The sequence below is a fragment of the Desulfomonilaceae bacterium genome (genome assembly GCA_041662605.1).
Taxonomy (GTDB): Bacteria; Desulfobacterota; Desulfomonilia; order Desulfomonilales; family Desulfomonilaceae; genus CAJBEZ01.
The window spans coordinates 15,457-27,453 of sequence record JBAZSD010000004.1; the positions used below are offsets into that span (position 1 = coordinate 15,457).

The following is an 11,997-nucleotide window of genomic DNA, read 5'->3' on the forward strand; positions in this document are numbered from 1 at the left end:
CACAAAAATCATTTTCAAGCAGCCTTACCGCAACATTTCTTGTATTTTTTGCCGGAACCACAAGGACACGGCGCATTACGGCCAATTTTTTCGACTGTTCTGTGTTTAGGCGTTGAGCCGGATTCAGGTCCAGTAAGGTTCGAATGCACAGCCTGCAGTTCGCGTTCCCTAGACTCGTTCAATTCTTCAAGCTCATTTGGCACTGCCAGTTTTACGAGGAGCAGGTTACGAACGGTCTCTTCCTTAATTCTGGAACTCATGTCGAGAAAGAGTTCATAGCCCTCTCTCTGATATTCCTTGAGTGGATCACGTTGCCCATAGCCACGTAAGCCAATTCCTTCCTTAAGGTGGTCCATGCTCAAGAGATGATCTTTCCACTGTGAATCAACGGCCTGGAGCATCATAAACTTTTCCAATTCCCGCATAAGCTGAGGAGTTACTTCCGCTTCTTTTTCATCATACCGTTGTTTGATCCGCTCCGTTACATGATCAATAATTCCAATCTCTGTTTGCTCGGATTCAGGGAGTTGACCGAAGTCGAATTTCAAGCCAAACTGACCGTATAGGGCCTCAGTTAGCCCAGTGATATCCCAGTCCTCGAAATGGGTCTTCTCATTGGTGAAACGTCTAACCATTTCATCCGACAAATCCTCAGCCATCTCAAGCGCTGTAGTTTTTAGATCCGATCCCGCTAGAATAAACCTGCGCTGAGAATACACTACCTCTCTCTGTTTGTTCATCACATCGTCGTATTCGATGAGATGCTTACGGATTTCAAAGTTGTGGCCTTCTACTTTCTTCTGCGCATTTTCGATTGCTTTTGTGGTGTACTTATGCTCTATGGGCTCTCCATCCTGCATCCCTACCCTTTCCATGATCATTTTCACCCTATCGCCACCGAAAATTCTCATAAGGTCATCTTCGAGGCTCAGGTAGAAACGACTGGATCCAGGATCACCCTGGCGGCCCGAACGACCACGTAACTGATTGTCTATACGCCGTGATTCATGACGTTCTGTTCCAAGGATATGCAGACCGCCGGCCTTAAGCACATTTGCCTTTTCCTGCTCACACTTAATCTTGAAATCTTCAAGCGCCTGATTGTATTCTTCGGAGCTTTCTCCTCTCTTGACCTTGGATCGAGCAAGGAAAGTGGGGTTGCCACCTAGTATTATGTCCGTTCCTCGGCCGGCCATATTGGTAGAAATCGTCACACCCTTATAGCGGCCGGCTTGTGCGACAATTTCAGCTTCGAGAGCATGATTCTTTGCATTCAGGACGTTGTGGGCAACACCTAGTTTCTTCAGTCTCGCGGCTAGATACTCCGATTTCTCGATCGAGATTGTACCCACGAGAACCGGTTGTCCTTTCTCATGAAGCTCCCGAATTTCAGAAATTGCCGCCTCGAATTTCTCATCTTCAGTCTTGTAGATCAGGTCCGAAAAGTCTTCTCTGATCATAGGAAGATTAGTCGGGATGATCACAACCTCAAGTTTATATATCTTGTGGAATTCTGCAGCTTCGGTATCAGCAGTACCGGTCATCCCCGCCAGTTTTTCATACATTCGGAAGTAGTTCTGAAAAGTAATAGTAGCTAACGTCTGATTTTCATTTTCGATCTTGACGCTCTCTTTTGCTTCCAGAGCCTGGTGCAGGCCGTCAGAATATCGACGACCCGGCATGAGCCTTCCAGTAAATTCATCAACAATAATTACCTGGCCTTCTTTTACTATGTAATCAACGTCCTTCTTAAACAGTGTATGCGCTTTCAAACCCTGATTAACATGATGAAGCGTCTCCATTTGCGCAGGATCGTACAAATTGTTAACCCCAAGAGACCGTTCCACTCGAGCTATTCCTTCTTCGGTAAGGACAACGCTCCTGGCTTTTTCGTCCAGAGTATAATGAATATCCTTTTGAAGACCTGGGATAACTCGATTTATTTTATAATATTTGTCCGTGTTCTCGTGTGTCGGTCCTGAAATAATTAGCGGGGTTCTGGCTTCATCGATCAAAATGCTATCAACTTCGTCGACTATGGCGTAATGGAGTTCTCTTTGGACATAATCTTCCAGGGCGAACTTCATGTTATCCCTAAGATAGTCGAAACCAAACTCATTATTGGTCCCATAGACAACATCGGAACCATAGGCTTCCCGTCTTTCCTCATCACTGAGATCGTGGACTATGACACCGACAGACAAGCCTAAAAATTTGTATATAGTCCCCATCCATTCGGAGTCACGTTTGGCGAGATAGTCGTTGACGGTAACCACGTGCACGCCTTTTCCAGTCAGAGAGTTTAGATACACGGCGAGAGTAGCCGCCAAAGTCTTGCCTTCACCAGTTTTCATTTCCGCTATTTTACCCTGGTGCAGGACAAAACCACCGATTAACTGAACATCAAAATGACGCATCCCCAGCGTCCTCATCGACGCCTCTCGAACCAGAGCAAACACCTCGGGGGCAAGATCATCAAGGGTTTCCTTCCCTGAAGCTAAGCGTGCTTTGAATTCTAACGTTTTCGCAGGAAAATCGTCATTTCCCAAGGCTTTCATTTGTGGTTCAAGATCATTGGTGGCCTTTACTATGGGATCGATGCGTTTCAACTCTCTATCGTTTTTACTGCCGAATATCTTTCGACCTAGTGTTGCAAACATTCTAGTATTCTAACCCCTTTATTAGTGTCTAACGGTAACAATTGACAATCTTACGGCTTGAAGGTTCATTGTTATTGTAGTCAACCGGATTTGGCAAACTGTTTCAAATTGATGGGGATCTTTCTGTTGGTTCTGCGTGAAAATGGCGCCTCGGAGTAATGATTGGGCTCTATCGTCTAGTAATGACGGAATTCGGTCTACCACAGTGGCCAATGGGTGTCAATTCGCCTCTCGCGCATTAAGCTACCCGGACGGGTTCGCAAGGATTTCTGTAAGAAAAACGTTCTTCGGGTTCCTACATCAGTCCCTCCGGTGGGAGTTTTTCCGAAGATTGACCAGGCGCTCCGTAGTGATCAGTCAAGGCGCGAACCAGTCCATCCACAGTATACTCTCGCGCTTGCACGGAAGCCTTCAACCCATGCTTGGCCAAAGTGTCGGTAGTAATAGGGCCTATAGAGGCCAAGAGCGCTCCGTGCAGGAGATCGCCGATGTTGACGCTATGAAACATTTCGACGAAGTGATTTACCGTAGAGGAGGATGTGAAGGTTACAGCGTCAATGGCCTTATCAAGGAACATTTGTTTTATAGTGTCAACACCTTGACCTGAAGGAAGCACAGTCTTGTATACCGGAACCACTTCAACGGAGGCGCCCATCCCCACGAGACCTTCGGGGAGGATATCCCTAGCTTTCTCAGCTCTTGGTATAAGGAAACTTCGCCCAATGAGGTCCTGATTCTCAAAGAAGCTAAGAATCCCTTCAGCCACAAATTCTTTGGCTAGCATGTCTACCTTTATGCCTCTCGAACTAATGGCTTTGGCTGTAACTGGTCCTATGGCCCCAAATCTGGGTCCGACAAGCTGTCGTATGTCCCTTCCCAATTCGAAAAAACGTCTAAAAAAAAGTTCCACACCGTTTTCCGATGTAAAAACAACCCAGTCGTAGCTTGAGATTTTGTCGATTGCCGCATCTAACGGACCATAACTAGTCGGTGGAGTTATCTCGATGGTTGGAAACGCTACCGGTTCTCCGCCATTAGCATAAATCTTGTCCGACATCTTCCGCGATTGCTCCCTGGATCTCGTTACGAGAATTTTCTTCCCGAAAAGAGGTTTTTTTTCATACCATGAAAGCGTTTCTTTAAGTTTTATCACTGAACCCACAACTAGAATAGCCGGAGCTGATAATCCTTTTCTCCGGGACTCCATCGCTATGTTCGCAAGATCAGACACCACGGAAACCTGTTTGGGGGTAGTTCCCCATCTAACAAGCGCAGCGGGAGTATCAGAGGCTTTTCCATTTGAGATTAGTTCATTTGAAATATTCTCTATATTCTTCACCCCCATCAAAAAAATGAGAGTTCCGGACATCTTGGCCAGAACGGACCAGTCTATGGCTGATTCATCTTTCTTAGGATCTTCATGACCGGTTACAAAAGTGACCATGGAAGCGTGATCTCTGTGAGTTACCGGGATCCCGGCATAAGCAGGAGCGGCTATTGCGGATGTAATCCCAGGAACCACCTCGAAGGTAACTCCGGCCGCGGCCAATTCCTGAGCCTCCTCCCCTCCTCTACCGAATACATAGGGGTCCCCTCCTTTGAGTCTAACTATCGTTTTGCCTTCTCTAGCCTTGGAAACGAGGATCTGGTTGATGTCAACCTGCTCAACCGTATGACTTTTCCCGCTTTTCCCGACATATATTAGTTCTGCGTCCGCTCTAGCTTTTTCAAGAAAGTTTTGACCAGCCAGGTAATCGTACACGATTACGTCGGCTTCAGCTATTTTCTCGGCCGCCTTTATGGTCAAGAGGCCAGGATCCCCTGGTCCGGATCCAACCAAATAGACAATTCCGGTTATCTTCTTATCTTCTATTACCATTCTAGGTTTCTATTAACCTCTACTCCATGTTCGGGAGATCTGAACCAGCATATGAGAAAGGCCCCGATTAGCGGCCCCGGATATTCCGGATTCTACATAACATTATGGCGTTAGACTCCTACTGTGACCGGCTCCCAGTCCGCCGAGAGCACTGAGCGCAAGACATCCCCTGCCCCTCTTTCTATTAACCTGTCGGCTACGGCGATTCCAAAAGCAACATCGTGAATGGGCCCAACGTAAGATTCTTTGAAAATTGGAGATCCATCAGGATGAGTAACAGCAGCAGTAATCCTGAAGCCGTCATCATGAGGCTCGCAATAAGCCGCCATTGGAACCTGGCAACCGCCTCCCAGTCGCATTAGAAAGGAGCGTTCAACTGACACGCATTTCCGCGTCATGGGGTGGTCCAACTTTTTTATCAGGTCTACTGTACCAAGATCATCAGTCCTCGTTTGGACCCCTATGGCGCCTTGACCTATAGCGGGAATCATTTGATCTACATTCATGAAATGTCTGATTCTATCCGAAAACCCCAGTCTTATTATGCCGGCCGCAGCGAGTAAGGCTCCCGCCAAGCTTTCCGATTCAATTTTCTTCAAACGGGTATCGACATTTCCGCGAATAGGCACGACTTCCAGTTCAGGAAATTTGTGGAGCAGAAAGGCCTTTCTCCTTAGACTCGAAGTTCCTATTTTATCGCCACTGACGAGTTCGCCAATCGACCTGCCATCCCTTGAAATAAAGACATCCCTGGGGTCTTCTCTTTTCAGAATTGCAGACAAAACCAGACCTTTCGGCATCTCAGTTGGAACATCCTTCATCGAATGGACCGCAATATCGATACTGCCATCCAGCAGAGCGTCTTCAATCTCCTTGGTGAAAAGTCCCTTTCCGCCAATTGTCGCTAGTGGAGCGTCCAGAATCCTGTCACCCGTAGTCTTGATAATCTTCAACTCTACATCGAGTCGTGAATCAATTGTTCTTAAAAGGCCGGACACGTGACGAGCCTGCCACATTGCCAGCCCACTGCCTCTAGTTCCTATTATCAATTTCATGGTCCGAAGTCTTTATTTCCTCTGAGTCGTCGTCGGAAACGAATGTGTCAAGATCAAAAACCCGTTGAACAAAATCGACATGTTGATTACTTCTTGACGTTTTGATGGATTTCTTCATGAAGGAAATAGGCCCGTGAGCTATCTTGTTGACGATAGCCCTGGTCAATATTTCAATCGCATCCCTCTCCGCCACGTTCAAGTCGTTAAGTTTTCCGTTCATCCTGCTTATTTCGGCGGATCTTATCTGTTCGAATTTTTCTTTCAAAGCGACTATGGTAGGGGCCCATTCCAAAGATTTGGTCCAACTCAGGAACTTCCTAACCTCTTGATCCACGATCTCCTCCGCCTTTTCCGCCTCAAGCCGCCGTCCTCCTATATTTTCATCAACAACGGACTGTAAATCATCAATGTTATACAAATACACACCGTCCAGATCATTCACTTCCGCCTCAATATCTCGTGGAATTGCTATGTCTATCATGAAAATAGGCCTGTGCCGCCTCTTGCGCATGACTTTTTTCATTGCGCCAAAGTTTATTACGGGATCGCAACTTCCTGTTGAGCTTATTACGACATCAGCAGATTCCAGCGCCTCATAGAGCCTATCCATAGACTCGGCCGATCCTTTGAATTGAGAGGCTAATGAACATGCGTTTTCAAAGGTCCGATTGATGATTTTTATCGGTTTGTTAACGCATGTCGCCAGGTGTTTTGCTGTAAGTTCGGCCATGTCGCCCGCGCCTATGAGCAACGGTTGACGTTGCGCGAGGTCGCCCAATATCTTCTTGGCAAGTTCAACCGCCACATATGCGATTGAAACAGCGGCTAAAGCCACTCCTGTCTCTGTTCTGACTCTCTTGGCGGTAAAAAAGGCTCTGTGCATTAGCCTGTTGAGCAAAGGGCCGGTTGTATTGGCCGCAGCGTCTCTTTTAAAAGCTTCCTTGACCTGGCCCACAATCTGAGGTTCTCCAAGAACCATGGAATCCAGGCTCGAAGTCACCCTAAACACATGTCTGACAGCCTGCTCACCCCTTTTGACATAGAAGTACGACTGCACGGAGTCCCTAGTGAGGCCATGAAGACTACAAACCAGTTCCATCAAGGCCTCGCAGGATGAATCCGGGTTCCTGGTCACTGCGATCAACTCCGACCGATTGCAGGTTGACACAATAATACATTCCAATATCCCGCCGACTTGAACTATGTGTCTGGTAACTGATCCATCCGAGTTTCCGGGAAAAGTGATTCTTTCTCGGACGAGCACAGGGGCGGTGTTATAATTTATTCCCAACACCAGAAAGTTATTACCCAGAATGGTCATATTAGGAACAAGTCTCTAGAACCGCTAGCAAAGGAGTGGTGACCACCAAATAAAAGGCTTACTCCAATGAACGTAAACATCACTAAAGCAAACCCTACCAACGCGAGCATCGCAGCTTTCTTTCCTCTCCACCCAATAGCCAACCTCTGATGAACCATGGCAGCGTAAACGAACCATGTAATAAGACTCCAGGTTTCCTTTGGGTCCCAATTCCAGTACGATCCCCATGCGTTGCTCGCCCACAGCGCCCCCGAGATAATACCGAGGGTAAGAAAAAAGAAACCCACTGGTAGAGCCCGCCTGTTCAGTGTGTCAAGAGTTTCCAGCGAAGGTAATATCCTATGAAATCTGCCTATTTTCTTCCTCTTGATTAGATGTTCCTGAAAAATGTACATGGCCCCGGCCATCGCCATAATGGTAAAGACAGCGTTACCGGCCAGAGCGAAAGAAACATGGATCGGCAGCCACCAGCTCTTGAGAATAGGAACAATAGGCTGTGATATCTGATATGAGAATGTTGAAGCCATTAACATCAGGACAGTGGCAATGGGGGCAGCCATTGCTCCCAGCACTGGATTTGGCTCTCGCAACTGCATTGTCGCAAAGATTGCCACGACCAACCAGGCAAACAGGGACAACGAGTCAAAAGCCGTGGCCATAGGAAAAAATCCCTGCGCCACGAACAAATAGATTATGGACACCGTATGAGCGGATAATCCGCCAAGACAAAACCAAAAACCATACGGGCATCGTGTCCCCTGAGACCTGAAAAGGAAGGACACAAATATGACCGAAGAAATCAGATAACAAATTACCGCTACTTTGAAGAAAACAAGATTCACTTATGATCCCTAAATGTGATCCTGATGGTGTTTTTCTGATATGGCTTCTTGGACGTCGATCTCTTTAGGCAGTATCTTCCTGAGAATTTCCAACACCCTGTTCATGTCGCTTTCCCGCAGCGCAACAAGGAGTTCGGAATCTACTATATCCGAAAAGAGCTTGCGATTTGACTCAGAATCCGCCCCTGCATTTAAAACATGTTTCCTCAACTCCCCCATCAGTTTCGTCATCATCCCGTATTCGGGGCCAAACTGCTTCTCCAAATTTTCACGGATCCTTCTGGCCAACGCCGGCGATGCCCCACCCGTACTCACCGCTATAGTGAGATCGCCCTGAGAGATTACCGCAGGAACAATGAAAGTGCACAGATCAGGCACGTCGGCAATATTACACGGCAATCCTCTTTCACTTGCTGATTTGTAGATTCCGAGGTTAACTTCCCGATTGTCGGTGGTTCCAAAAATCAAGGCAATTTCCGGCAGGCGATCCAATATCTGATCTTCGAAGAGAGCCTCTATCCAATCAATTCGGTTCTCTAGCAGTAATACATTGATTTCCGGGATAAGTAGGGGCGAAATTATTGTGACCTTGGCCCCACTCTCCAATAGACTCAATGTCTTGCGTAAAGCTACCCGTCCTCCCCCGACAACCACAACGCGTTTGCCATGGAGGTTCATCATCACCGGATATGGTCTCATTTAAACGTTACCCGACCCATCATTTCCCTTTCCAGAAACACAGCTAGTAAGCATAACATTTTTCGCATGGATTCACAAAGATCTGACATGAAAAGGCCGGGACCCTAATTCGTAACAAAATCTCTCCAGGGTCTGTCGTTCTATGGAAAAACTAAAACAAACGGTCAGTTGGAGGGCAAATCCTGAGTATATCGGTACGCGCACATAGAATTATTGGGAAGACTTATTCTAAAAAGAGATCCTTTGCCGGGAACGGAGTCAAACTGTATCTTACCTCCGTGTTCATGAACGATTCTCTCTGTCAGCGCCAGTCCCATACCGGAACCTTGGGTTTTGGTCGAAAAGAACGGGTCAAACACGAATTCCCTGTCGGAGTCGCTAATCCCTGCTCCGTAATCCTTGACCCCAAGGATGGTCTCGTGTTCGCCTTCATCAAGGAAGACATCCACAACCGACCCGTCTGGAGAAAAATATACGGCGTTGTCCAACAAAGCTATAAGAGCAGTCTTAACGCAGTCCGGGTCAAACATTGTCTGGGAAGATCTGGATTGAAGTGTATTAAAAACAATTTTCACATTTTTATCGCCAGTTTTTGGCGCCATTTCCTTGATCGCTTCGAGGATTACTTGTTTCATAGAACCGGAAGCCAGTTTAATGTCTTGCAGATTTGCGCAATTTTGAACTTCATCCACTATCAATTCCAGCCTCTTTGCGCCATCCAGAATATTTCTGGCATAGGACTTGACCGCCTCGGACAGACTGGGATCCTTCATTATTCTAGATGCATATCCTCCTATCATGACGACAGGATTTCTTATCTCATGCGCTACTCCCATAGCCAGCCTATTGAGACTCTTCATTTTATCTTGGGCAATCCGGTCTCTATCTTCCAGTAATCTTTTCTCTTTCTCACGCAGCATGTGGATTTCAGTAACATCTTTAAAAATGGCTACAAAACCTATGAAACGGGATTCGTTTTCGACTGATTCAAGCAGATATGATGTCGTCGCGGCTAATCTTTTCCTCAATCCCTCAGGATGGTAATAATCAACTTCACTGTAACCATAGACGGACTTGTTCCACACTGCATTTATAAGTATTTGATTAAAATCGTAATTCTCTTCTCTAACAAAAAAGATTAACCCTAGTCCTTTCTCTTTCAACTCATCTAACGAATACCCGAGGACCTCCTTTGTATTTTTGTTGGCGTACATGACATCACCCTGGGCATCTATGACGACAAGACAGTCACTCATGCTATCCAGAATGTTTTTTACGATGATAGGATCCATAAGGGAAACTCCCGATTGGTTCTTTCAGATTCTATCTTTCAATTCGTAAAAGCTCGAGGGATCCTTGACGAAGCTCTCATACAACTTAAAAATCTTTGTGTCCCGAAAGTTGACGGGGGCGATTCCTGTTTTCTCAAATCCAAAAATCCGGGCTCCCGGACATCCTAGAATTATGGGGGAAAGACTCGCTATCAAATACTGCTTATTTGACGAACCTACATTGCTGAGCAAAACTCTTACAAATTCGACTTGATTCGCTGGAGACAATGCCGCTTCAGGTTCATCTATAACGTACAGTCCGTCTATTTTGAATGAATAGCTTTGAAAAAAGGTCAGAAACGACTCCCCATGAGATTGGGCATTCAAAGAGCCCCCTCCAAAATATTTCCGCCTTCCCGGGTCATCCACCAAAATGTCATCGAGAGAAGAAGCAAAGTTGAAAAAAGCCTCCGCCCTGAAATGAAAACCATATTTGGGTCTAGCGGAGAAATCCAACTTAATGAACTTCGCCAGTTGGGTTTCGTGAGGATTAGAATGGACCTTGTGAGTTTTGCTGCCGCCCCAAGGCATTAATCCGCATTTCCGGGCAATAGCGTCAAGAAGGGCGGACTTTCCCACCCCGTTTTCTCCACAAAATAAAATGATTTTCGAATCAAACCTAAGATTATTTGTGGATCGAAATGCTGGAATATTGAACGGAAAGATATCCCGCGTTGGAAATCTGTCACTCTCTATTTTAATACCATTGAGATACATATATTTTGACTGAACTTGCTAATTGATCAAAGAACCGCAGTTTGGACTGTGAACCGCCATTGACAGAATCTTTCGGGTGGATGCGGATCAAGTGGAGCGTGAATACATTCAACATTTATATTTGGGTCTATAACTTTGGAAAAACTTTCAAATTCTCCCCGGTGCATTTCCTTGCACGCGTATTCACCCCTGTTTCTCTTCAATCTAGCGACTTGAGTCGGACATTCCGGGACGGATATTATGACTTCGTCATCGGAGCTTTCTATTTCATAACCCACCATTATCGCCCAGGGAAAGTATTTTAGCGCCTTTACAAAACCAGCCAACCCTTTGTCGGTTATTCCGTAACGTCCGACAATATCTTTGGCCGCCATACCAGCCACGCGCCTCCAAACCTTTTCGTTCAGACGGTTAGCTTCCTCTGTCCCATGGGCCTGTTCTGCAAATATGTACCAAAAAGAATCGACAACACGATAATGCCAGAAAAGAAACTCCAAATATTTATCGGCAGCCGCTCCTGTCATCCAATCCGGCGTCATTTAGAAAGAATCCTTCCTCAAATGTTTTTTCATATCAGGCGATTTTGAAACATGGCCAGAAATAAGTCAATGTCATGATCAAAATTGCAATTCTTTACAATCACAAACCTCATGATAGAATTAAAACAGTTTTCGAGACGAGGTGCTCAATGACGTTGAAAATGATCCCTGCAATCACGGCATTGCTACTGCTGGTCTTTCAGGGGCCGCTTCATGCGCAGCAAAACTTCACAGCCCCTGATGTATCTAAACTCAAACACCTAACTACTCAAATGTCGGATCACGCGCCTGACGTCCCTGGCAAAGAAACGCAAATGGATTTTTACTCCGCGCCTGAAGGACAGATCATTACGGTTTATACGTACAAAGGCAGAACCGTTGCGTTCAGCGTCCATTCAAATAGTGATGTTCAGAAGACTTACCGACTATTCATCGATCCTCTTGGCAATCATTTTTTTCAGGAAGTTAACGCAGGAGTCCAGTGGCAGCTTCCAGGCTGGGCGAGATAGAGGACCAACACAAACATGAGATTCATTCTTCCTCCAGAAAAACTACCTGTTGATTTAGGAACAAGATCCAATGCATGAACTAGGCATAGTTCAAAGTATTCTCGAAATAGTTGAACAACAGGCTGAACTTAATTCCGCCAAGAAGGTTTTGCGGGTAGAACTGGAGTTTGGAGCCCTGACCGCCGTAATGCCGGAAGCCATTGAATTCGCGTTCGAGGCTCTCACAAAAGATACCATTGTGCAGGGAGCTGACTTAAAAATTACAATCTTGCCCATAAAGGCCATTTGCATGGACTGCGGATGTGAATCCACTTTAGAGTCATACGCTCCGTTCTGTCCGAGCTGTTCAACGGGAATTCTCAACATTGTCCAAGGTAAAGACGAGATGCGAATTGTCTCCATTGAAATAGAATGATTCATAAAGATCAAGACCATGGGAAAAGGA

General features: G+C 46.0%; 11 protein-coding genes. 2 read left to right on the plus strand and 9 right to left on the minus strand.

All coding sequences use genetic code 11. The annotated features are described in order from the left end of the window. Window positions 1-14: 14 nt before the first annotated feature. The 9 genes from secA to WC647_04460 form a co-directional block, all read right to left on the minus strand. The gene (secA, locus tag WC647_04420) at window positions 15-2,660 is read right to left on the minus strand and encodes a preprotein translocase subunit SecA (GenBank protein ID MFA6221536.1); all 2,646 of its coding nucleotides are present in this window, start codon (window positions 2,658-2,660) and stop codon (window positions 15-17) included. Between the two features lie 295 nt (window positions 2,661-2,955). After that, window positions 2,956-4,539 (minus strand): uroporphyrinogen-III C-methyltransferase, encoded by a 1,584-nt coding sequence (cobA, locus tag WC647_04425; GenBank protein ID MFA6221537.1) that lies wholly within the window; start codon window positions 4,537-4,539, stop codon window positions 2,956-2,958. Window positions 4,540-4,649: 110 nt separating this feature from the next. Then, window positions 4,650-5,594 carry a hydroxymethylbilane synthase gene (hemC, locus tag WC647_04430; GenBank protein ID MFA6221538.1) on the minus strand — a complete coding sequence of 315 codons (945 nt, stop codon included), beginning with the start codon at window positions 5,592-5,594 and terminating at the stop codon, window positions 4,650-4,652. Next, window positions 5,572-6,915, minus strand: coding sequence for a glutamyl-tRNA reductase (gene hemA, locus WC647_04435; GenBank protein MFA6221539.1), 1,344 nt, complete (start codon window positions 6,913-6,915; stop codon window positions 5,572-5,574). The genes hemC and hemA overlap by 23 nt, the downstream gene beginning before the upstream one ends. Then, window positions 6,912-7,757 carry a c-type cytochrome biogenesis protein CcsB gene (ccsB, locus tag WC647_04440; protein ID MFA6221540.1) on the minus strand — a complete coding sequence of 282 codons (846 nt, stop codon included), beginning with the start codon at window positions 7,755-7,757 and terminating at the stop codon, window positions 6,912-6,914. Before ccsB ends, hemA begins: the two co-directional genes overlap by 4 nt. A gap of 9 nt (window positions 7,758-7,766) precedes the next feature. Beyond that, window positions 7,767-8,456: a bifunctional precorrin-2 dehydrogenase/sirohydrochlorin ferrochelatase gene (locus tag WC647_04445; protein MFA6221541.1), complete on the minus strand. Its 690-nt coding sequence runs from the start codon at window positions 8,454-8,456 to the stop codon at window positions 7,767-7,769. A 164-nt stretch (window positions 8,457-8,620) separates the two neighbouring features. Beyond that, window positions 8,621-9,748: an ATP-binding protein gene (locus WC647_04450; protein MFA6221542.1), complete on the minus strand. Its 1,128-nt coding sequence runs from the start codon at window positions 9,746-9,748 to the stop codon at window positions 8,621-8,623. Window positions 9,749-9,772: 24 nt separating this feature from the next. Next, window positions 9,773-10,504: an AAA family ATPase gene (locus tag WC647_04455; GenBank protein MFA6221543.1), complete on the minus strand. Its 732-nt coding sequence runs from the start codon at window positions 10,502-10,504 to the stop codon at window positions 9,773-9,775. A gap of 26 nt (window positions 10,505-10,530) precedes the next feature. Continuing rightward, entirely contained in the window at window positions 10,531-11,043 is a 513-nt protein-coding gene (locus WC647_04460; GenBank protein MFA6221544.1) for a DUF6125 family protein, read from the minus strand. Window positions 11,044-11,192: 149 nt separating this feature from the next. On the opposite strand from WC647_04460, the gene WC647_04465 reads away from it, so the two are divergent. Beyond that, complete coding sequence (locus tag WC647_04465) at window positions 11,193-11,552, plus strand: hypothetical protein (GenBank protein ID MFA6221545.1); 360 nt, start codon at window positions 11,193-11,195, stop codon at window positions 11,550-11,552. A 70-nt stretch (window positions 11,553-11,622) separates the two neighbouring features. Next, a complete protein-coding gene (gene hypA / locus WC647_04470) occupies window positions 11,623-11,967 on the plus strand; it encodes a hydrogenase maturation nickel metallochaperone HypA (protein ID MFA6221546.1) in 345 nt (114 codons plus the stop codon). Window positions 11,968-11,997 lie beyond the last annotated feature (30 nt).